Genomic DNA, 21600 nt, shown 5'->3' with positions numbered 1-21600 from the left:
AATTAGAATATTCCATTTAACCATATTCTCCTTTAATTCAAAGCAATCTTTCCAGTGGTTGCACTTGGCAAGTCAAGACTGTTACGAATCTGGTTGGTTGTTTTTTGCAACTCATTTTGGGGAGTAACTTCCATATCCTGACCATCAATCATTTCACCTGATTGACCACTTAAATAAGTGTTCTCAATGTTTTTCCGTCCGGATAAGTAACCGGTCGCAATTGCCGATAAATCAGAAAATTGTAAGTCGGTTTGGGTGTTTTGGGCAATTGAATCAATGAAACCTTGGTTTAACAATGAAGTAACCGAACCACTCTTGGTAACGACTCCCTCAAGCAGCTGGCGTTGCCGTTGTTCCCGACCAAAGTCACCGCGCGGATCATCGTACCGCATCCGGGAGTAAGCAAGCGCCTTTTTCCCGTCCATCTTGGTTGGTTGCCCCTTCGTGAAGTGGTAGCCCTCGTAATCGAAAGTTAATTCGGGTTCGATGGTCACTCCCCCCACTTGATCAACAATTTGGACGAGTCCCTTCATATTAATCATGGCGTAATAATCAATCGGCACGTTTAACATTTGTTGCACCGTTTGAATTGCGGTCTTGGCACTTCCGTAAGCGTAAGCGGCATTGATTTTAGCTGGTGATTGATCAGCAAATCCAGGGATGTTAACGGCCGTATCCCGCGGAATACTAGTGATTAACGTTTTGTGTTGCTGGGGGTTAATGGTTACCACCATCATGGTATCCGTCCGACCTTTATATTTCCGTCCCAGTTCACCGGTATCCGTTCCCATTAATAGAATTGAAATGGGTTTTTTGTTCTTAAGGAGGGCCTTTGTGTCCCGTTCTTTTTTCATTCCTGCGCTGTTATAAGATTTGTCAACGGCGTTCTTAACGGCAAAGTATTTGTAGGATCCAAATGCTACTACCCCTAACAACAGGACCAGAATAATCGTCAAAATAATATTTCTAGTATGATGCGATTTCTTCGGCTGTTGATCTCGCTGTAACCGACTTTCTTCCATCCTGAAAATCTCCTTTATCTACTTATCTGTAAACGACAATACTTACAGTTTACCAAACTACGGCAGTTTTTAAAACATTCAATTCCCGCGGGTCTTGCGAGCATCATTAACTTATGTTACTTTGACATTTCAAAAATTTGACCTTTTTTGACTTTTTTGAGCTAAATCCTGTTCTTTTTGGTTAAAATTGGTTAAAATTAAGTCAGAGGTTGAGATAAACCTCAGACGGTAGTGATTAAAACTACCTGGCAACTAACTTAGGAAAGAAGGATTTTTCTATGGCAAACAATTTTGGAAACGATCCATTTGGAAACAACGGAATGGATGACTTATTTAACAGCTTCTTCAACAACATGGGTAACAACCCGAACGCACGTTACGTGGTTAACGGGCACGAGCTTACCCCTGAACAAGTTGCCGAAATGCGCCGGACGGGCCGGATTCCAGGTCAAAATGGTCAGCATAACGCTACTCCTAACCAAGCAAATCAAGCAAATCAAGCAAATCAAAAACAAGAAAGTTATCTTGACAAAATCGGTCGTAATTTGACTGATGAAGCTAAGCAGGGCTTATTAGATCCTGTTATTGGTCGTGATCAAGAAATTCAAGAAACGGCAGAAATTCTAAGTCGTCGGATTAAGAACAACCCGATCTTAGTTGGTGATGCCGGAGTTGGTAAGACTGCGATTGTCGAAGGCTTAGCCCAAAAGATCGTGAAGGGTGAAGTTCCTGCTACGATTAAGGACAAGGATATCATTTCGATTGACTTATCTTCATTAGAAGCCGGAACTCAATACCGTGGTGCTTACGAAGAAAACATTCAAAAATTAGTTAAGGAAGTTGAACAACGTAAAAACGTCATCCTCTTCTTTGACGAAATTCACCAAATTGTTGGGGCTGGTGCTTCCGGTGATGAAAATGGAGGCAAGGGTCTGTCAGATATTCTGAAACCAGCATTGTCTCGTGGTGACATCTCCGTAATCGGTGCTACTACCCAAGACGAATACAGAAACACCATCATGAAGGACGCTGCTTTAGCACGACGGTTCAACGATGTTACGGTAAACGCTCCTAGCAAAGAAACTACCTTTGAAATCTTGCAAGGAATCCGTAAGTCTTACGAAGATCACCACCAGGTTAAATTACCAGATGATGCTTTAAAGGCTGCGATTGATTACTCCGAACAATACATTCCACAGCGTTCTTTACCAGATAAGGCTATTGACCTCGTTGATATGACGGCTGCTCACTTGGCTGCTAAGCACCCGGTTACTGACAAAGTTAGTCTTGAAAAAGAACTCAAGGCTGCTAAGGACCAAAAAGACGCTGATGCTAAAGCTGAAAACTACGAAGCAGCAGCTAAGGACAAGGAAAAGATTGAAGAGTTAGAAAAACAACTCAATAATCAGTCTGACAACTCCGAAACTCCCGTTGCTAAACCAGCTGACATCGCTGAATCAGTTGAACGATTAACTGGAATTCCGGTTTCACAAATGACTTCTGATGATATGGAACGGTTGAAGGGCATGGGCTCTCGGCTCAAATCACACATCATTGGTCAAGATGAAGCCGTTGATGCTGTAGTTAACGCTATTCGTCGGAACCGAGCTGGTTTTGACGAAGGTAACCGTCCAATTGGTTCCTTCCTCTTCGTTGGACCAACTGGGGTTGGTAAAACGGAATTGGTTAAGCAATTAGCTAAGGACATGTTCAACAACCAGGACTCCATCATCCGGCTTGATATGTCAGAATACCAAGACGAAACTGCGGTATCTAAGATGATCGGGGCCACCGCTGGATACGTTGGTTACAACGATAACGGTAACACGTTAACGGAACGAGTTCGTCGGAATCCATACTCAATCGTGCTACTTGACGAAATTGAAAAGGCTAACCCACAAGTAATCACCCTCCTACTCCAGGTAATGGATGATGGTCGGTTAACTGATGGCCAAGGAAACGTGGTGGACTTTAAGAACACAGTGATTATTGCTACTTCCAACGCCGGCTTTGGTAACAACGCCATGTCAAATGACGAAGAAAAGAACCAAAGCATCATGGATCGCTTAGCTCCTTTCTTCCGTCCCGAATTCCTAAACCGGTTTAACGCCATTGTTGAGTTCTCTCACCTATCTAAGGAAGACTTGGGTCAAATTGTCGACTTGATGATTGAAGACCTCAACAACACGTTAGCTCGCAAGGGGATGAAGCTTTCCATCTCCCAAGACGTGAAGGATTGGTTGATGGAACAAGGTTACGATGAAGCCATGGGCGCTCGTCCAATGCGGCGTGTCATTGAACAACAACTTCGTGACAAGATTGCCATGTACTACCTTGATCACCAAGATGTGAAAGATATCAAGGCGGTCCTTGATAAAGAAAACAATACGTTACGGATTGAAGAAGATCACGTTGCTGAAAAAGCAACTAAATAGTGCTTCAATTAGCTTTAAAAAGAACTCGTCTCGCGACGGGTTCTTTTTTTTTTCTTAATTTTACATTTGCTATTGTAACGGCGTTCACACGGTTATATCATTAAAGGCGTGTCAAATAAATTTTGCAAAAGAGGTTTCCCCAACTATGCCAACTGAGCGTCCTAACTATCGCTTTATTACCGGATTTACCGGTCTACGAGCGTTAGCGGTAATTTGCGTGATTCTGTATCACTTCAATCCCACCATCTTTAGCGGTGGTTATTTAGGGGTCCCAGTCTTCTTAACCCTGTCTGGTTATCTAGTTACCGATCACCTCTTAAACGAATATCACACCACGGGTCAATTTCATTACGGTCATTTTTGGTATAAACGCCTTAAGCGGCTCTACCCCACTTTGATCGTCATGTTATTTGCAACTGCCGGTTACATTACGTTCTTTCAACGAAACCTGCTTGCCAACCTGTGGCAGAGTATTCTAACCAACTTAACTTACGTTTACAACTGGTTTGAGATTGCCAACGGGCAATCCTACTTTCAAAAATTTGCCGGTTCCGAATCACCCTTTACCCACCTCTGGACGCTCTCAATCGAAGGTCAGTTTTATCTAATCTGGCCACTGATCGTCTTATTCCTGCTCCGCTGGTTTAAAAACCGCCGTCAAAGCAATCGTAGTGTCCTCATAATTGCCCTCCTCCTTTCCATCGGGTCCGGCATCTTAATGGCGCTCCTGTTCCATCCGGGTGTAGATCCTAGTCGCGTTTACTACGGAACGGATACCCGCATGTTCTCGATTCTACTTGGAGCCGCATTAGCTGTCCTTTGGCCTAGTAGTCATGTGCTTCAGCACCCGAACCACCACCAACGCCTCTTCTTTGCCCTGGTTGGTGCCCTAGGAATCGGTGGAATGGCGCTCATCATCCTCACGGTTGGTGCCCAATCGGCGTTCCTCTACCGGGGCGGCATGTTCCTCTTCTCGGTCTTAACCGTGCTCGCAATGTGGGCCATTGTTGCTATCCCTGGCATGTGGAACCGCGCACTAACCAATCCGGTCTTTGACTGGATTGGGTCACGAAGCTATGAAATCTACGTCTACCAACTTCCGGTCTTTGTCTTTTTCGGTGACAAGGTGCCAAACTTGGCTGCCCACCCGTGGTTGTATGCTGGAATCGAAATCGCTCTCGTCCTCGCCATCTCCGAATTATCGTATCGGTACGTGGAGGTCCCTTTCAGCCACTATGACTACCGCAACGCTTTACGGCGTTTATCCGCTTTCTTCGCCCAAATCACCTTCAGACGACTTCTACTAGCTTTCATTATCGTGTGTGGGAGCGTAGGCGTCATCCAGTCAACCATTGTGGATCCAAAGGTCGCCAACCACTCTCCCCTTGCCAAACAAATTCAGAAAAATACCAAACAAGAAAAGCAGTATAACAAAAAGCTGGCCCAGCAAATTAAAAGCGGAAAAAAGGTTAAAAGCACCTCAACTGATGCAGCCAAGATTCAAAAGGACGGCCTAACTAAGGCGCAGTTAAAACAAGCCCAACAACTTTCTGGAAGTGCCGTTGGTGATTCCGTTATGCTAGCAGGACGCGATGATCTCCAAAAGATTTTCCCGCAGCTCTACATTGATGCGCAGGTTTCACGCCAGCCGGATGCCGCCATTGCTTCCCTAAAAACCATGGAAAGTCAGGGATTACTGGGAAAAAATGTTATCATTGGATTAGGAACTAATGGTGCGATTAAACCAGAAACAATCAGTGAAGTTTGTAAAATTGCTGGCCCCAACCGCCACGTTTTCTGGATTAATAACCACATTCCTTCCCAACCTTGGCAAAATCAAAACAACGAGTTGCTTCAAAAAACACAGCAGAAACAACCCCACTTCTATGTCATTGATTGGAATGATTACGTTGCTAAGCACCCTGACTGGCTCTATGACGATCAGGCTCATCCCAATCAAACAGGAGTACCAAAGTATGCTACCTTCATTGCCAAGCAAGTTTTGTAACACGCCGTTAAATAATGAGGACCCAAAGGACTAGTTATGCATTTTCCCCATTTTCGTAAAATTACACTCTTAAAAACGGGCGCCGTTTTACTCGGGCTCTTACTGTTATTGTTAATCTTTAAGGACTATCAGCCCCAAATCAAGATGATGTTCAATCCAGCAGAACGCCCCCGGGCCATCCATGAAATTCGGAGCCACGGAGCAACCGACATCACCCTGGTGATGCTGTTACTCTACCTTGGAACGGTGGTCCCGGGGATCCCAGTCATGCCGATCGCCGTCTTGGCAGGAATATGCTTTGGAACCCTTCCAGGCACAATCATGAATGCAATCAGCATTGGCCTAGGGAACTTAACCGCCTTACGGCTAATCACCTTCATGAAAAACGATTTAGAAAAGCAATATCGCCACAATCGCTTTGCTGATCACCTTAAACACAGTAAGAATCCCCTGATGGCACTCGTGATTGGCTATGCGATTCCCATCATTCCTTCCTACCTCGTCGATTTACAGGCTGCTAATGATGAGAAACAATTCGGTCCCCAACTGATTGCGGTGTCCGCTTGTTTGGGAACGATTCCGCTCTCAATCATCTATGCATTAGGTGGGAATAGTATCTTTCAGGGGAACTGGTTGGAACTAATTTGTTTACTAATTTTTATGGCTATCTTTTTCAGTGGCGCTAATTGGTTCCTGAAAAAACTGGCGACTCACTAATTTACTAAATTCAACAGCGAAACTATCCTAAAATAAATTGACCAGTTACTTATCTAAAAAATAGTAGCTGGCCTTTTTAAGTTCGGGTCTCATTCAATTGGTATCTAACTTTTCCGACCAAAAAATGATAAGATTAAGAATGGAAATTAATTGATTCGAAAATGGAGGACTCCGTTTGAAAACTAAAATTCTTGTTGCTACTCACAAAGCTGCACCCATGCCATCAGATCGAAACCTGTATCTCCCCATTCTAGTTGGTGCTGATCAAAATTTCGCTGGGCAAACTGGCTTTCAATTAGATAATACTGGGGATAACATTTCTAGTAAAAATCCTAACTACAATGAATTAACCGCGATTTACTGGGCATGGAAAAATCTGAATCATGTTGATGCAATTGGTCTTGTTCACTATCGCAGATTTTTTAGTAAACATCATCGGCGCACCCTAGAGGCAGTTTTAACTGAAGCACAAGCAACTGCCTTACTGAACAAAGCCCCGGTTGTCTTGCCACGGAAACGACATTATTACATTGAAACGATTAAATCACATTATCTCCACTCTCATCATCGAAAACCACTGGAAGTCACCCGCGAGATTATCAAACAAGAAAAACCAGACTATCTCCAAAGTTTTGATACCGTGATGAATCGCCGTTCTGCCCATATGTTTAATATGTTCATTATGAAAACAGACTACTTTAATCAATACTGCGAGTGGCTCTTCCCAATCCTATTTAAACTAGAAGATTGCATCGATATTTCGCATTATTCCCCCCAAGAAGCACGGGTTTTCGGGTATATCTCTGAATTATTGCTAGATGTTTGGGTGGATACCAATCAAATTTCATACACCGAGTGCAATTGGATTCAAATCGGAGATCGACAACTTGTAAAGAAGGGAATTGCTTTTCTAAAAAGAAAATTTTCTAGCAAAGTTGGTAGTGATCAGACTCATTTCTAATAAAGGTGGTCAATTTGCAAAAAAAAATTAACAATCTTGCCATTAAATATTTTAAAAGCACGCTCTTCATCTCCAAGGTTTTACGCAGAACTAAAATTTGTCCTAATTCAATTCAAAAAAGCTATAACAACGCTCGGCAAAACCAAATTGTCCGGCTTTTATCCCGAAAATATGCAGATATAATCCAGCAATATCAAGTTCCTCTCAGTGAGGAGCATCAACTGGGGAACTATGTGTGGCTCTTTTGGTGGCAGGGAATTGAAACCGCTCCTCAAATTGTTCAAGATTGCGTTGCTGAAACTAAAAAAGTATGCGAAAAAAATCAGCGTAAATTAATAATCATCAATCAAGATAATTACACAGACTATGTTGATTTACCGAGTTTGATTGTTAATAAATTTAAAAACCATAAAATGCCAACTTTTCACTTTGCCGATATTTTACGCTTCAAACTAATTTATCAACACGGTGGTTTGTGGATGGATGCTACTAACTTTATTACGCCCCAATTTGATTTTAGTAAAACGGAGCATGATTTTTATAGCATTCAATCCCCGAACCCCCAGTATTATGACGTCTCGCATGGCAAATGGGCTACTTTCATTCTTTCGGGAAGTGTGCATTCCCCTTTGTTTAAATTTGTGTATGAATTTTTAGTTGACTATTGGAAACATAATGATCGTTTACTAGATTACTTTTTAGTTGATTATGTGCTCCGCATTGCCTATACAAATAACATTGACCAGTTCCCAGCAAAAATTAATCATGATACTACCTATTATTCCAATCCCTACTTTTTCCTTGGCAAAATGAATGCTGAAATGGAGCCACAAAGGTTCAAGGCAATTCTTGAAGCTTCTGATTTTTACAAACTGACCTATAAATATCAACAAATCCCTGGAACTAATCGAATTGATAATCTTTTCAATCAGGAAGTGAGACAAAGTGGAAACAACCACTAACCAACCAGTTGTTAGCATTGTAATGCCAACCTATAATTCTGAAGCAACCCTCCCCAACACCCTAGATTCCCTTTTACAGCAATCTACTAATTTTTCATATGAAATTATTCTAGTAGACGATGGTTCAAGTGATAATACCAACCAAATTGAAGCAAAATATGCCAACCAGTACCCTAACGTTAAGCTTTTTCAGCAAAATCACCGCTTCCAGGCCGAAGCGCGTAATCTGGGGATCAAAAATGCCCAGGGTAAATACTTAATGTTTTGTGATGACGATGACTTATACCAACCCACTTTTGTGGATCAAATGGTCAAAAGTGTCCGTGGCCAAAAATTAGTAATTGCAGGAATCGAAAAAAAATTTGCTGATAATCATGTCGTAATGGAAACTCACTCGGCTCTAGAAAATAGCACCAGTAACGTCGAATTAATTGGTAATTATTTAACTAAAAATGCCGAACTGGACGTTGGCTTGTGGAACAAAATTTTTCGGCTTGATCTCATCAAAAAAAATTCCGTTATCATGAGTAATGATAATTTTTTTGAGGATAGTCTTTTCGTGTTAAACTACTTGCAACTGATTAATTATCAAGAGATTGCTTACCTCCACGAACCTCTTTACATTTTAAATAAGCATCAAGGGTCGACTACGAATTCTTACGACCCCTCCCTCTTAACCAAATGTGAAAATTACATTCAAATGGTGGAAAAAATGTTGCAACGGCAACCAAAGCTTTTCGCTTATTTCCCGGGCTTCCAAAATCGAATCTACCTGTTTTATCTACACAGAAATATCTTGAATAATCCCCAATGGGACATTCGTAAAGAGACCCACCTATTGCAAACATCCTGGCAGAGCCTAAAGTATCTACCCAGAAATTATCAAGTGGCAATTATTGGAATTAAATTATTTCCAAGGCTCTATAGTCACCTTTACCAAACAAAGAATGGGGTAAACCGTGAAAAAATTCATTAATAACCATCCCACCCTCTATGCCATTTTTCATGTGCTGGCCAATTTAAAAACTATCATTTTGTTTCAATTTTACCGCCCACCATTCACACCTAAAATTGAAAATTCCAGCACTACCATCCAAAAAATTCTTGATGAACATCTTTCGGTAAGCCGTTATGGCGACGGAGAGTTGAATTGGATGGTGGGAAATGACGACCAGACCTCCTTTGAAATTCAAAGCGACCAATTACAACGACGGTTACAAGAAATTATTTCATCAAACTTACAGCATCATATTGTCACCCTCCCGATGGCACTTAAAACCCTTGACGATACAACGTTTAAAAGCATCTATTTTTGGGAAAAACAGTTGCTTAAGAACGGATCAAAGTGGTTTAAATACATTGATCCCCAAAAAACCTATTATGACACCAATATTACCCGGCCATACATTGATAAAAAAAATAAACAAACCACCGGACAAATCTTTCGGTTACTGTTGCAAATTTGGTCGCAACGCGATGTTCTAATCGTAGAGGGTACCAAAACTAGATTTGGGGTTGGAAACGATTTATTGAAAAATGCACGAAGTATTCGTCGTGTCGAATGTCCACCAAAGAATGCTTTTGAAAATTATGAAACTATTTTAAAAACGGTTACTAAGGTAGCTCGTCCAAATGATATTATCTTAGTGGCCCTAGGACCAACAGCAACCGTACTTGCTTATGATCTATGTAAACAAGGTCTGCAAACTATTGACATTGGGCATGCTGACATTGAATACGAATGGTTTAAGCAGGGGGCCACCGAAAAAACGGCTGTTACTGGCAAATATGTTAATGAAGTTACTAATCATGTTAATGGAAATCTTGACACCCCCGATTTAAAAACGTACCAAGCCCAGATCATTGCAACAATTTAGGAGACCCAATGGAATCTAGAATGGTAAAGTTCAAAAATAAATTAAAACAAAACCAAGCAATTGTCTCTCTTTATACCGCCTTTATGAAACAAAAAACTAACTTACAATTTGCTTTCTATCGCCCCCCATTTCGACCGAAAATTATTGATGCTGATGCTACGTTAGCGCTAATTAGCAAAAATCAGCTTTCGATTAGTCGTTATGGTGATGGTGAACTCAATTGGATGATTGGTGACGACGGTTTTGAATCATTTGAAATCGGCAGTTCAAAATTGCAAAATCGACTTGCTGAAATCATTAAATCCAACCTACCCAATCATTTAGTCGGAATCCCTGGTAATTTAACCGATCCTAATCAGGTAAACGATGAAAGTAGCTTTTTTTGGAAAAAGCAATTATGTAAAAACGGCTCCAAATGGTTTAGTTATTTAGATCCACACAAAACCTATTATGATGCTGACATTACTCGTCCCTACATCGAAAAACGCGACAAGCGCAACAGCGAAAAAACCTTCAATTTATTAAAGCAGGTTTGGAATAATCGGGATGTTTTAATTGTCGAGGGACAAGAAACTCGTTTTGGGGTCGGAAATGATCTCCTTGCTAATGCTCATTCAATTCGTAGAATCGAATGTCCCGTTACTAATGCCTTTGAACGCTATGATGAGATCTTGAAAACAATTAAAAAGCATGTTAAACCAAACGACTTAGTTTTAGCTGCTCTGGGCCCAACAGCGACGGTGCTCGCTTTTGATTTATGCAAAAGCGGCTTTCAAACTATCGACATTGGGCATGCTGATATTGAGTATGAATGGTTCAAAAACGGCGCTACTGAAAAAGTTCCTGTAAGTGGTAAATATGTCAATGAAGTTAGCCATGAGGTAATTGGTGAAATTGATGGTTCTGTTTTAAAGGATTACCAAGCGCAAATTATTGATAAAGTTGAGGTTTAAAATGAATACTTATAACGTATCTTGTGTTATCGTCACCCACAACCGATTAGAATTACTCCAAGAATGTATCCAACATCTACAAGCGCAAACCTATCAATTATCGCATATTGTCATTGTTGATAATGATAGTGATCAACCAACCAAACAATACTTAGAGAGCATTAAAAGTAGCCAAATTATTGTTTATACTTCCACCCAAAACCTTGGTGGTGCTGGTGGCTTTGAAATTGGTCTTAAGGAAGCTTTTAATCAAACTAATGATAATTATTTCTGGATCCTGGATGATGATACCATCCCGACTGAAACAGCTTTAGAAGAATTTGTTAAAGCTAGTTCAGCCATCCACCAACAATTTGGCTTCTTATGTAGTGACGTGCGCTGGACCAATAGTGATTCTTGCAACGTCCCAGTTCCAGTCAATGATTGGAATGAGCAGATAGCCAACGGCTTAATTGGGGTTAAACAGGCAACCTTTGTTTCTATCCTAGTTAGTAGAACTGCAATTGAAGCAGTGGGCTTCCCCATTGGTTCAATGTTTATCTGGGGTGATGATACAGAGTATACTAGGCGTCTCAGTCGCTACCAGTCTTCTTACTACGTCATCAAAAGTGTCGTGGTGCACAAAACTGTCGCAAATGTTTCCACCGTTAACATCTTCAACGATACCCCGGCCCGAATTAATCGCTATTTTTATCTTTACCGCAACGTCTTCTTTATTTCCAAAAAATACGATGGTAAGTTAAAAACCTTTAAACTCTTCCTTCATGATGTCTGTGATTTAATTGAAATCCCGTTTAAAGCTAAGAACTATCGCTTTAAACGGTTTATGACCACTTTCAAAGGGATTATTAGTGGAATTACATATAATCCCAAGGCAGATCTTCCTAATAAACCAAGTAAGTAATCACTCTCTAAAAACCAAAAAAGACGACTTCCACATTATTAGTGGAAATCGTCTTTTTTATTAAACTATGCGTTCAATTAGCAGCCAATCACACCGTCCATCTTGGTGTCATCAACGCCCTTAGTAGCGTCGTTCGTGGTCATTTGACCATCTAACAACTCACTGTCACTCTTTAATTGTAACCAGTTGTGGTTAAAGTCGATCTTCATTCCCTTATCAAAGAAGGACATATCATTTTCACTCGTGTAGAATGGAGCATCTTGGTTGTTGTCCATTTTAATCTTGTAAGGATCTTCTAGTTCTGATACCCCTACTACTTGGAAGGTATCACCAACTGTACATGATCCACCACCCTTAGAGTATTGGTTGGAACCATCGTCAGTTGCTAATAGGTAATACTTTGCGTTTGGTAACCGTTTTTTGATGTAGTCCATTGCTGCATCCGTAATCGTTAAGTTCATAATAATTCCTCCTTTAAATAGCTTACTAACTTATTCTAACAGCTTCTATTTCTGAACCCTAATATTTAGCTCACAAAATTTAATTTTCAACAATTTAAATTCTAACAGTTCCCCTCTCCATTCCAAAATTAAATGTGTTAAAATTAAGCTATCTCAAACAGAAAAGGAGAACTAGTATGGTTATGTACAAAGATCTTGAAGGCAAAACTGCCGTAATTACAGGGGGAGACTCTGGAATTGGAGCAGCAATTGCCGAACGACTCGGCCAAGAACACATGAACGTGGTGATCAACTACCACAAAAATGAAGCCGCTGCTAATGACACCGCTGCTAAAGTAGAAGCTGCTGGTGGTAAAGCAACCATTCTCCAACACGATATCAGTAACGAAGCCGCTGCTGATGCGTTGGTTAAAAAAGCCGTTGATACCTTTGGTGGCATGGACGTCTTCTTCAACAACGCCGGAATGGAAAAAAGTTGTCCTACTGATCAAATCGAACTTAATGACTGGAATGCCGTCTTGGGCGTGAACTTAACGGGGACTTTCTTAGGAACCAAAGCCGCTCTTGACTACTGGTTAGCTAACAAGAAAAAGGGAGTTGTGATTAACACTTCTTCCGTGCACCAACAGATTCCTTGGCCTAACTTCGCAAGCTATGCTGCAAGTAAAGGTGGGGTTAAACTCTTCACTGAAACGACCGCAATGGAATACGCTAACCAAAACATTCGGATTAACCAAATTTGTCCCGGTGCGATTGATACCCCAATCAACGCCAAAAAATTTGCTGATCCAGAACAATACGCTTCAACGGTTTCCATGGTTCCGATGAATCGCGTTGGAACGCCAGCTGAAGTAGCTGCTGGGGCTGCTTTCTTAGCTTCTGACCAAGCTAGTTACATCACTGGGGTTTCGCTCTACATTGATGGTGGAATGACTCTCTACCCTGCTTTCAAAGACGGTAAGGGTTAAAGTTCTTATTTACCAACTAAAAAAGCCAATTGTGAATTTCACAATTGGCTTTTTTGTTAGGTTATTGATCTAATTCTTGTGCTAATTTGATGATATAATCCTTCAAATCAGCGCTTAGTTCGGGCCGTTTCAACCCAAAGCGGATGTTCGTTTCTAACCAACTGAGCTTGTTCCCAGTATCGAAACGTTCTCCCTTAAATTCGTGTGCATAGACCTTTTGCGACTTGTTCAGGGTATCAATCGCATCCGTTAACTGGACCTCATTCCCCTTCCCCGGCTTCGTTGTTTCCAACACATCGAGGATTTCCGGGGTAAATAAGTAACGGCCAATAATGGCCAAATCACTAGGCGCGTCGTCAGGATTGGGCTTTTCCACGAATTGCCGGACTTGATACGTTTCGTCATCGAGCTTCTCTACGGGATCAATCACCCCATATTTTGAAGTATCTTCATGTGGAACCCGCATCACGGCTAACGTTGAAGCCCCCGTCTTTTCGTAACTATTAATGAGTTGCTTCGTTAATGGAACTTGATCAGTCATCAGGTCATCACCAAGCATTACTACAAACGGTTCGTCTCCAATAAAGCTCTTCGCCGTTAATACGGCATCACCTAAGCCCTTGGGATAGCCCTGCCGGACAAAATAAACCTTGACGTCGTCAGTCGCCCGAACTGCTTTTAGCATCTCGAGTTTCCCCTTACGCTCCAGGTTATCTTCTAACATGAAGTTCGGTGAGAAGTGGTCTTCGATTTCATTCTTGCCACTCCCAGTTACAATGACAACGTCCGTAATCCCCGAGGCCTTGGCTTCTTCTACAATGTATTGAATCGTTGGAGTATCAATGACTGGTAACATTTCCTTCGGTACGGCCTTGGTTTCTGGGAGAAACCGGGTTCCTAATCCCGCGGCGGGAATCACCGCTTTGGTAACTTTTTTCATTTTCTAATCCACCTTTTATTTTTTAGCGACCGTTGGCGCTAAACCACGCCACGATGCTTTTTGAACCTCAAAAACTTTCTTTTAGCATACCAATTCTCGGCTCTTTTGTAAATATTGGCTCGAAGCGCTACTTCCCCAACTGCTTTGCGGGTTGCGGGTTAAACCACCGTTCTGCAAAGGCCTGGGTTCTTTGTTGGTATTGTTCGGGTTCCAGCGAGCGGGATTGGGCATGACCGGCCCCCTTCACAATCCAAAGTTCCTTGTTTTTCCCACCGTTATTGCGAAAGTTCTGGTAGGCAAACTTAGTGGGTACAAACGTATCCCGGTCCCCATGAATAATGAAGAGTGGAATTTGATTCTGCCGTAACGTCTGCTTGGTATCGGCTCTTTGGAAGTTATATTTAGCAAAGAGCTTGGAGTACACACTGGCAATTTGCAGAATCGGAAATGACGGCAGTTTGAACATGGTCTTTAGCTGGAAGGCTAACTCGGCACTGATGCTCGTATAACCACAATCGGCAATCGCAAACTTAACGTTATGCGGAGCCAGGGGCAAGGTGTACAGCACCTCGGCGGCGCCCATGCTGACCCCAAACATCCCGATTTCAGCATGCGGATTATACTGGTTTAGCTGCTTCATCCAGTGGGCCAGGTCACTTCGATCTAGCCACCCGTACCCAATGTAGTGCCCCTGACTTTGGCCAAAGGTTCGGTTATCGGGAGCTAGCACGTTGTAGCCATCGTTATGAAACATCCGAATGTAGGAGCTCATCTTCCGGGCTGAGCCTCCATAGCCGTGCACCACCACGATGGTCTTGTTCGTCGGCTGGTCCGCCGTGAAGTAGTGAGCCTTGAGCGTTAGGCCATCCTTGGTTTTCTGCGTCCACGTTTGGGAAGGCGTCCGGTCATAAAATTCGGTATTAATGTTTTGTTCCTGGCGCGAGGCAAATCCACCCCGTTGGAAGGCAAAGTTAAAGAGGAAATAAATCATCACGCCCCCAATGATGACCAAAATAACCAGGACACTGATTAGGACCCTGGGCCAGATCCGTTTTTGTTTTGGTTTTGGTTGCTTAGTTGCTGTCATGTCTACCTATCTTTCTAATCGAAAAAGCGCACTCCTTCCGTACGCCCACTTTAGTGATGTTGCCGTCCGCTGGCTCTGCTCTAAGTAGCTTCTACAAGCTAGCGATTAACTGGGGCTGTGAACCACGGCACGTTTAATTGACTAAGTCCCATTTTACCACATCTCTGAATCCCAACTAAAAATGATACAATGAATACCAGTTGAAAATGAAGGGGTTAAAATCATGAAAAAATCATCCCAACTCTCATTTACAAATCTAAAGTTAGTTGGAATCAGTGCCATCATCGGGATCATTACTGGGGGAATCATCTCCGCTTTCCGAATTTTAATTGATCACGGAATGCGCCTTAGTAGTTCCCTCTATCAAAGTCTTCACCAGCAGTGGACCGTCCTCTTGATCGTCATTCCAGCGGCCCTGATCATCGCCTGCATCGTCGGGCTTCTCGTTCGCTCGGAACCAAACATCCGGGGCTCGGGGATTCCGCAGGTTGAAGCCCAACTGGCGGGTAATTTAGAAATGTCGTGGCCCCAAATTCTCTGGAAAAAATTTGTGGCAGGAGTGCTCACGAACTCCACCGGGGTCTTCATGGGCCGGGAAGGTCCTTCCATCCAATTAGGGGGAGCGCTCGGCCAAGGAATCGCCGCTGGACTCCAGCAACAGGGTGGAGCCCGCCGGCTCTCAATCGCCACAGGAGCGGCAGCAGGGCTATCGGCCACGTTCAGTGCCCCCTTGGCTGGGACCTTTTTTGTGCTGGAAGGGATCTATCGAAATTTTCAACCGTCGATCTGGATCTCGTGCTTAACCGGCTCTTTATGCTCGAACTTTGTTTCTGAAAAGGTATTTGGCTTAACTCCCGTCCTCCCAATTTCTTATCACATGCTCTTTCAGCCGAATATGTACTGGCAATTGCTACCCCTAGGCATGCTCCTAGGGTTGTTAGGTCATTGGTATAACCTCGGCATCTTGAACGCGGGTAGTTGGTACGCCAAGCTCAAATTTATCCCAAGCTGGTTGTACTGCGTGGTCCCGCTCCTCTTGATCATCCCCATTGGAGTGTTCTTTCCAGAAACCATCGGGGGCGGAAGTCAAACGATTATGTTAGTGGCCCACAACCACTACGCCATCATGTTACTGTTAGCCTGGCTGGCCCTGCGCTTTGGCTTTGGGCTCGTTTCTTACGGAGCCGGACTCCCTGGGGGCTTTTTCATGCCGATCCTGACCCTGGGAGCGTTAATTGGGGTTATCTACGGGAGCGTCATGAATCAATTCGGACTACTGTCGGCCGGCTTAATGAATAACCTCTTGATCTTTGGAATGGCTGGCTGTCTAACGGCCGTGTGTAAGGATCCCTTTACCTCCATCATTTTAATCACGGAATTAGTCGGCAGTACCAGAAACTTTATGTCCCTCACCATCGTAGTCTTGATTGCCTACCTCACGAGTGACTTACTGGGCACCCAACCAATCTATCAGGTTCTCGCTGAACGACTAACCAGCGTCAAACGCTACTTAGATTCCCTAGAGGACACCGACCAACTGCAGGTTCCCGTCTTTGACTTCAGTGAAGTCGCTAACCACCAGGTCAAAGACATTACCTGGCCAGCGAATACCATTTTAATTACGATTAAACGAGGCAACTTAACCATCCTCCCCCACGGGGCCACGGTAATTAAACCGGGTGATAATTTAATTTTCTTAGTCCACAAAGATACCCGGGGCTATTTGTATCAGGAATTAAGTCACATGACTACTAACCAACAAGAAAAAATTTAATTGTAAGGACTGGCAACGCAGTTACCGGAGAACAGGTAATTAACGGCCACCACTTGTACTTCGATCAAAATGGAATTCAAATAAAGGGCCAAACCGTTCCCAACCCTGATGGCACCACCAACTATTACGATCCTAATTCTGGTGAATTAATTAAACCCACTAATTCCATTAACATTACTAAGTAACCGGTTCAATCGTTACGACGCCAACTAAAAACCCCCACCTAAGGATTTAGGTGGGGGTTTTCGTGTTACTGAAGGTCTAGCTAAACTGAATTAATCAACGACCACAATGTGTTCCGCGTTCAATTTGAACGCTTCCTTTTTTTGACTCTTCATACTACGAACCTGAAAGTTAACCTCGACCACGTTCCCAGCTTCTCGTAACTGCGCGGCCTGTGCTAACGCGTCATCGAAAATCCGGTTGATGGTTTCTGGATCCTGATCCTTCGTGTCGGTACAAATAAAGTAGTCAACGGCATGTTCCTTCGCAGTGGCTTGGACCACCGTTGCAAGCCGTTCTTCTCCAAATGCGAAGCCGACTCCCCCCATTTCGGGGCCACCAAATTCCTGGACCATGTTGTTATACCGACCGCCGGCACAGATCGTGGTGTATTCATCCCCAAAGGCTGGGGCCTTGGCTTGGATTTCAAACACAGTATCGGTGTAGTAGTCTAAGCCCCGAACCAAACGATCATCAACGGTATAGTCCACGTGTAACACGTCTAAGGCCTGCTTTAGGGCCGCAAAGTACCGTTGGGACCGTTCGTTCAGACTCGCCTCTAGTTTCGGTGCTCCTGCCACGATTGCTTGATCATGCCGATCCTTACTGTCTAAAATTCGCAGTGGGTTCTGCGTCAGGCGCCGTTGCGAGTCCGAACTGAGTTCATCCCGGTACTGTTGAAAGTATTCCACCAGGGTCTCTCGGTAGGCAGCCCGACTTTCATCATCACCAAGGGTGTTAAGTTCCACCCGGAGATCCTGGATGTCTAATCCTTGAAAAATATCAATCGCGAGGCGAATGACTTCAGCATCGATTTGGGGACTAACCGCCCCAATCGTTTCGCAACCAATCTGATGAAATTCCCGGTTATGCGTGGCTCCGGGGCGTTCGTATCGAAACATTTGTCCCATATAATACGTTTTGACGGGTTTGGGGTGCTCTGGACCAAACAACTTGTTTTCCACAAAGGAACGCACGATTCCCGCGGTCCCTTCTGGGCGTAACGTGATGCTCCGGCCCCCTTTGTCTTCAAATGAATACATTTGTTTTGTCACGATATCAGACGAATCTCCAGATGTACGACTAAAAACATCCGTTTTTTCCACTAAGGGCGTGCGAATTTCGGCATAGTTATACCGGGCGAAAACGTTCCGAGCTGTGTCTTCGATCCGTTGCCAAATTGCCGTTTGCTCCGGCAGGATGTCTTCCATTCCGCGGACTCTTTTAAATTTTCCGTCCATTCCTTCAACCAACTTTCTTTTTGAACTGTTTAGTTAAATTCTACCATTATTCCACGGTTTTTAATAATCTCATTCCCAATTCCCATTGGATAATCAAGCAAAAATGGGGACGTACGTTTTTTGGTAAAACAGAAATTAGTGTTCGTGATTTTCTTTGATTTTCCGCGTCCTTTCTGCTATTCTAAGATATTAATAACGACAACTTAATACTTAGGGGGATTCCATGAATAATTGGGAAAACAAGTTTGGCCAACACGAAGCACTCACTTACGATGACGTGCTTTTGGTACCGGCAGCAAGTGATGTCTTGCCCTACCAGGTCGACTTAAAAACAAAATTAGGCAAAAACCTTCTGCTAAACATTCCGGTTCTTAGTGCCGCCATGGATACGGTAACGGAAGCGGACATGGGGATCGAAATGGCCAAGCAAGGTGGGCTTGGCGTAATCCACAAAAACATGACCACGGCGGAACAAGCCGCTGAGGTGGCAAAAGTGAAAGCTGCGGAAGTCACTGGTGACCAAGCTGCGGTAGATGACCAAGGTCGCTACCTAGTCGCTGCGGCCGTTGGGATTAACGACGAAACCTTTTCGAGAGCCCAAGCCCTCTTTGATGCGGGTGCTGATGCCATCGTCTTGGACTCTGCCCACGGACACTCGAAGGGCGTTCTGACTAAAATCTCAGAGATTCGGAACCAATTCCCCGACCAGACCCTGATTGCTGGAAACATCGCAACGGCAGCGGGGGCGCGGGCACTCTTTGAAGCCGGCACCGATGTCGTTAAAGTGGGCATTGGCCCCGGATCAATTTGTACAACCCGGGTGGTCGCCGGTGTCGGCGTGCCGCAAATCACCGCCGCGTTTGAATGTGCCGCCGTTGCCAAGGAATACGGTCGCCAAATCATCGTGGACGGCGGGATGCAATATTCCGGTGACATTGCTAAGGCCCTAGTCGCTGGTGGTGACGCCGTCATGCTCGGTAGCATGCTGGCCGGAACAACGGAAGCCCCCGGTAAAATTCTAGAAAGTGCCGATGGCAAACAGTTCAAAGTTTACCGGGGCATGGGCTCCATTCCAGCCATGGAAAAGGGCTCGTCCGATCGGTACTTCCAAGGCGAAGTAAAGTCAGAAAAGAAGCTCGTTCCTGAAGGAATTGAAGGGAAAACGGCATATAAAGGTGACGTTTCTACCATCCTTTACCAAATGATGGGTGGACTCCGAGCCGGAATGGGTTACGTCGGTGCTCCGACCATCGCTGCCATGAAAGAGGCCCAATTCGTGCGCATTAGTAATGCCGGCCTTCGCGAATCACATCCCCACGACGTCCTAATTACCAAGGATGCCCCTAATTATCACAAATAGGAGGACTGAGATGCCAAACCCGACTAAAAAACATGACTCCGTCGTTGTTTTAGACTTCGGAAGTCAATATAACCAATTAATTACCCGCCGGATTCGGGAAATGGGGGTTTATTCCGAACTTAAACCCCACACCATGTCCGCTGCAGACATCAAAAAAATGGACCCAAAGGCGATCATCTTCTCAGGAGGACCCAACAGTGTCAACGGTCCCAACGCTTTGGGCGTAGATCCAGAAATTTTCAACCTGGGGCTCCCTATTCTTGGGATTTGTTACGGAATGCAACTCATGGCCCACGACCTTCCTGGTGGTGAAACCGTCACTGCTGACAACAGCGAGTACGGGCAAGCCAACATCGATGTCACCGACCATGATTCCGAGTTTTTCAAAGACATGAACAACACCCAACGGGTTCTAATGAGCCACGGTGATTTTGTCACCAAGGTGCCCGATGGTTTTTCAGCAACCGCCACCAGCGCTTCGTGCCCCATTTCAGCCATGGCCGATCCCGAACGGGGCTTTTATGCCGTGCAATTCCATCCGGAAGTGAACCTCACTACGGAAGGTCGCGAAATGTTGCGCCACTTTGTCTTTGACATCGCGGGTGCAAAAGCCAACTGGTCAATGGACGACTTCATCGAAGATGAAATTCAAAACATTAAGGACACCGTGGGTGACAAGCGCGTCCTCCTCGGTCTTTCTGGTGGAGTTGACTCATCCGTAGTGGCGGTCCTGTTACACCGAGCCATCGGTGATCAGTTAATCCCCGTGTTCGTCGATCACGGTCTGTTACGAAAAGACGAAGCCAGTCAGGTCCTCAAATCACTGGGTGAAGACTTCGGTCTCAACATTGACTTCGTCGATGCTAGCGAACATTTCCTCACCAAGCTCAAGGGCGTTACCGATCCCGAACAGAAACGGAAAATCATTGGTAAAGAATTCATTGAAACCTTCTCCAATGAAGCCCGTAAGTTTAAAGACGTGGACTTCTTAGCACAAGGAACCCTCTACACCGACGTGATTGAATCGGGAACCGATACAGCGCAAACCATCAAATCACACCACAACGTGGGCGGATTACCAGCTGACCTCCAGTTCAAACTAATTGAACCCCTCAACAAACTCTTTAAGGATGAAGTTCGGGAACTCGGAGAAAAGCTGGGAATGCCAAAGGAACTAGTTTGGCGTCAACCTTTCCCTGGCCCGGGATTAGCCATTCGGGTAATCGGAGAAGTTACTCCAGAACGCCTGCGGATGGTGCGCGATTCCGATGCCATTCTTCGGGACGAATTTGCCAAAACTGGATTGAATAAAACGGTTTGGCAATACTTCACCGCTCTCCCCGGTATTCGGAGCGTAGGGGTCATGGGCGACGAACGGACTTATGAAGAAGCCGTTACGATTCGAGCCGTTACCTCGGTCGACGGGATGACTGCTGAATTTGCCGAAGTTCCCTGGGAAGTATTAGGAAAAGTTTCTAAGCGAATCGTAGACGACGTTGCCGGAGTTAACCGCGTCCTCTATGACATCACGGGCAAGCCCCCTGCAACCATTGAATATGAATAAGCAAAAAAGCAGACTCATTTTCTGAGTCTCCATTACCTCAAAACCCTCATCCCAAGCTAGGATGAGGGTTTTTATTTTCCAACCATCCGTGGCGAACCCGCTTACCCACAATTATATTTTATAAACTCAGCATTCTCCGGTATA

Annotated in this window: 19 protein-coding genes; 14 read left to right on the top strand and 5 right to left on the bottom strand. The window is 44.1% G+C overall.

The genetic code is table 11. The features are described 5' to 3' along the window. Nucleotides 1–32: 32 nt before the first annotated feature. A complete protein-coding gene (locus M3M35_RS05315; protein WP_252749630.1) occupies nucleotides 33–1022 on the bottom strand; it encodes an LCP family protein in 990 nt (329 codons plus the stop codon). A 278-nt stretch (nucleotides 1023–1300) separates the two neighbouring features. Here M3M35_RS05315 and M3M35_RS05310 point away from each other — a divergent pair, with 278 nt between their 5' ends. From M3M35_RS05310 to M3M35_RS05270, 9 genes are all read left to right on the top strand, one after another. Beyond that, the gene (locus tag M3M35_RS05310) at nucleotides 1301–3457 is read left to right on the top strand and encodes an ATP-dependent Clp protease ATP-binding subunit (protein ID WP_274706345.1); all 2157 of its coding nucleotides are present in this window, start codon (nucleotides 1301–1303) and stop codon (nucleotides 3455–3457) included. A 145-nt stretch (nucleotides 3458–3602) separates the two neighbouring features. After that, on the top strand, nucleotides 3603–5465 hold the full coding sequence (locus M3M35_RS05305; protein WP_252749629.1) for an acyltransferase family protein: 1863 nt from the start codon (nucleotides 3603–3605) through the stop codon (nucleotides 5463–5465). Nucleotides 5466–5501: 36 nt separating this feature from the next. Continuing rightward, nucleotides 5502–6182 carry a TVP38/TMEM64 family protein gene (locus M3M35_RS05300; protein WP_252749628.1) on the top strand — a complete coding sequence of 227 codons (681 nt, stop codon included), beginning with the start codon at nucleotides 5502–5504 and terminating at the stop codon, nucleotides 6180–6182. Nucleotides 6183–6357: 175 nt separating this feature from the next. Beyond that, a complete protein-coding gene (locus tag M3M35_RS05295; protein WP_252749627.1) occupies nucleotides 6358–7143 on the top strand; it encodes a DUF4422 domain-containing protein in 786 nt (261 codons plus the stop codon). Nucleotides 7144–7157: 14 nt separating this feature from the next. Next, a complete protein-coding gene (locus M3M35_RS05290; protein WP_252749626.1) occupies nucleotides 7158–8105 on the top strand; it encodes a capsular polysaccharide synthesis protein in 948 nt (315 codons plus the stop codon). Then, on the top strand, nucleotides 8089–9081 hold the full coding sequence (locus M3M35_RS05285) for a glycosyltransferase family 2 protein (RefSeq protein WP_252749625.1): 993 nt from the start codon (nucleotides 8089–8091) through the stop codon (nucleotides 9079–9081). Before M3M35_RS05290 ends, M3M35_RS05285 begins: the two co-directional genes overlap by 17 nt. After that, entirely contained in the window at nucleotides 9065–9982 is a 918-nt protein-coding gene (locus tag M3M35_RS05280; RefSeq protein WP_252749624.1) for a GT-D fold domain-containing glycosyltransferase, read from the top strand. Before M3M35_RS05285 ends, M3M35_RS05280 begins: the two co-directional genes overlap by 17 nt. A gap of 8 nt (nucleotides 9983–9990) precedes the next feature. Further along, nucleotides 9991–10935: a GT-D fold domain-containing glycosyltransferase gene (locus tag M3M35_RS05275; protein ID WP_252749623.1), complete on the top strand. Its 945-nt coding sequence runs from the start codon at nucleotides 9991–9993 to the stop codon at nucleotides 10933–10935. A 1-nt stretch (nucleotide 10936) separates the two neighbouring features. Further along, nucleotides 10937–11839 carry a glycosyltransferase family 2 protein gene (locus M3M35_RS05270; RefSeq protein WP_252749622.1) on the top strand — a complete coding sequence of 301 codons (903 nt, stop codon included), beginning with the start codon at nucleotides 10937–10939 and terminating at the stop codon, nucleotides 11837–11839. Nucleotides 11840–11916: 77 nt separating this feature from the next. On the opposite strand, the gene M3M35_RS05265 is transcribed toward M3M35_RS05270, so the two are convergent. After that, nucleotides 11917–12300 carry an iron-sulfur cluster biosynthesis family protein gene (locus tag M3M35_RS05265; protein ID WP_252749621.1) on the bottom strand — a complete coding sequence of 128 codons (384 nt, stop codon included), beginning with the start codon at nucleotides 12298–12300 and terminating at the stop codon, nucleotides 11917–11919. A 182-nt stretch (nucleotides 12301–12482) separates the two neighbouring features. On the opposite strand from M3M35_RS05265, the gene M3M35_RS05260 reads away from it, so the two are divergent. Beyond that, the gene (locus M3M35_RS05260) at nucleotides 12483–13268 is read left to right on the top strand and encodes a glucose 1-dehydrogenase (RefSeq protein ID WP_252750702.1); all 786 of its coding nucleotides are present in this window, start codon (nucleotides 12483–12485) and stop codon (nucleotides 13266–13268) included. A 61-nt stretch (nucleotides 13269–13329) separates the two neighbouring features. Here the strand turns inward: M3M35_RS05260 and galU are convergent, their stop codons facing one another. Both galU and M3M35_RS05250 read right to left on the bottom strand, forming a co-directional pair. Continuing rightward, nucleotides 13330–14208 (bottom strand): UTP--glucose-1-phosphate uridylyltransferase GalU, encoded by an 879-nt coding sequence (galU, locus tag M3M35_RS05255; RefSeq protein ID WP_252749620.1) that lies wholly within the window; start codon nucleotides 14206–14208, stop codon nucleotides 13330–13332. Nucleotides 14209–14335: 127 nt separating this feature from the next. Next, entirely contained in the window at nucleotides 14336–15295 is a 960-nt protein-coding gene (locus M3M35_RS05250) for an alpha/beta hydrolase (protein ID WP_252749619.1), read from the bottom strand. Nucleotides 15296–15518: 223 nt separating this feature from the next. Between M3M35_RS05250 and M3M35_RS05245 the strand changes: the two genes are divergently transcribed. Both M3M35_RS05245 and M3M35_RS07385 read left to right on the top strand, forming a co-directional pair. Further along, nucleotides 15519–17069: a ClC family H(+)/Cl(-) exchange transporter gene (locus M3M35_RS05245; RefSeq protein WP_252749618.1), complete on the top strand. Its 1551-nt coding sequence runs from the start codon at nucleotides 15519–15521 to the stop codon at nucleotides 17067–17069. Then, entirely contained in the window at nucleotides 17069–17254 is a 186-nt protein-coding gene (locus M3M35_RS07385) for a hypothetical protein (protein ID WP_420842394.1), read from the top strand. Before M3M35_RS05245 ends, M3M35_RS07385 begins: the two co-directional genes overlap by 1 nt. Nucleotides 17255–17344: 90 nt before the next feature. Here M3M35_RS07385 and hisS read toward each other — a convergent pair whose 3' ends face one another. Next, nucleotides 17345–18532, bottom strand: a complete 1188-nt coding sequence (hisS, locus tag M3M35_RS05240) for a histidine--tRNA ligase (RefSeq protein WP_252749617.1) — start codon at nucleotides 18530–18532, stop codon at nucleotides 17345–17347. 223 nt (nucleotides 18533–18755) lie between these two features. Here hisS and guaB point away from each other — a divergent pair, with 223 nt between their 5' ends. Both guaB and guaA read left to right on the top strand, forming a co-directional pair. Continuing rightward, complete coding sequence (guaB, locus tag M3M35_RS05235) at nucleotides 18756–19892, top strand: IMP dehydrogenase (protein ID WP_252749616.1); 1137 nt, start codon at nucleotides 18756–18758, stop codon at nucleotides 19890–19892. 10 nt (nucleotides 19893–19902) lie between these two features. Further along, nucleotides 19903–21456: a glutamine-hydrolyzing GMP synthase gene (gene guaA / locus M3M35_RS05230; protein ID WP_252749615.1), complete on the top strand. Its 1554-nt coding sequence runs from the start codon at nucleotides 19903–19905 to the stop codon at nucleotides 21454–21456. Nucleotides 21457–21600: the final 144 nt, after the last annotated feature.

Origin of the sequence: Fructilactobacillus myrtifloralis, from assembly GCF_024029335.1 — a bacterium.
Classification (GTDB): Bacteria; Bacillota; Bacilli; order Lactobacillales; family Lactobacillaceae; genus Fructilactobacillus; species Fructilactobacillus myrtifloralis.
This window is presented reverse-complemented; position numbering and strand designations above follow the sequence as displayed.

Excerpts from the sequence above, each read along its gene's own strand:
- M3M35_RS05315 (WP_252749630.1), bottom strand. The coding sequence starts at position 1,022 with ATGGAAGAAAGTCGGTTACAGCGAGATCAACAGCCGAAGAAATCGCAT.
- M3M35_RS05310 (WP_274706345.1), top strand. The coding sequence starts at position 1,301 with ATGGCAAACAATTTTGGAAACGATCCATTTGGAAACAACGGAATGGAT.
- M3M35_RS05305 (WP_252749629.1), top strand. The coding sequence starts at position 3,603 with ATGCCAACTGAGCGTCCTAACTATCGCTTTATTACCGGATTTACCGGT.
- M3M35_RS05300 (WP_252749628.1), top strand. The coding sequence starts at position 5,502 with ATGCATTTTCCCCATTTTCGTAAAATTACACTCTTAAAAACGGGCGCC.
- M3M35_RS05275 (WP_252749623.1), top strand. The coding sequence starts at position 9,991 with ATGGAATCTAGAATGGTAAAGTTCAAAAATAAATTAAAACAAAACCAA.
- M3M35_RS05270 (WP_252749622.1), top strand. The coding sequence starts at position 10,937 with ATGAATACTTATAACGTATCTTGTGTTATCGTCACCCACAACCGATTA.
- M3M35_RS05265 (WP_252749621.1), bottom strand. The coding sequence starts at position 12,300 with ATGAACTTAACGATTACGGATGCAGCAATGGACTACATCAAAAAACGG.
- M3M35_RS05260 (WP_252750702.1), top strand. The coding sequence starts at position 12,483 with ATGTACAAAGATCTTGAAGGCAAAACTGCCGTAATTACAGGGGGAGAC.
- galU (WP_252749620.1), bottom strand. The coding sequence starts at position 14,208 with ATGAAAAAAGTTACCAAAGCGGTGATTCCCGCCGCGGGATTAGGAACC.
- M3M35_RS05250 (WP_252749619.1), bottom strand. The coding sequence starts at position 15,295 with ATGACAGCAACTAAGCAACCAAAACCAAAACAAAAACGGATCTGGCCC.
- M3M35_RS05245 (WP_252749618.1), top strand. The coding sequence starts at position 15,519 with ATGAAAAAATCATCCCAACTCTCATTTACAAATCTAAAGTTAGTTGGA.
- hisS (WP_252749617.1), bottom strand. The coding sequence starts at position 18,532 with ATGGACGGAAAATTTAAAAGAGTCCGCGGAATGGAAGACATCCTGCCG.
- guaB (WP_252749616.1), top strand. The coding sequence starts at position 18,756 with ATGAATAATTGGGAAAACAAGTTTGGCCAACACGAAGCACTCACTTAC.
- guaA (WP_252749615.1), top strand. The coding sequence starts at position 19,903 with ATGCCAAACCCGACTAAAAAACATGACTCCGTCGTTGTTTTAGACTTC.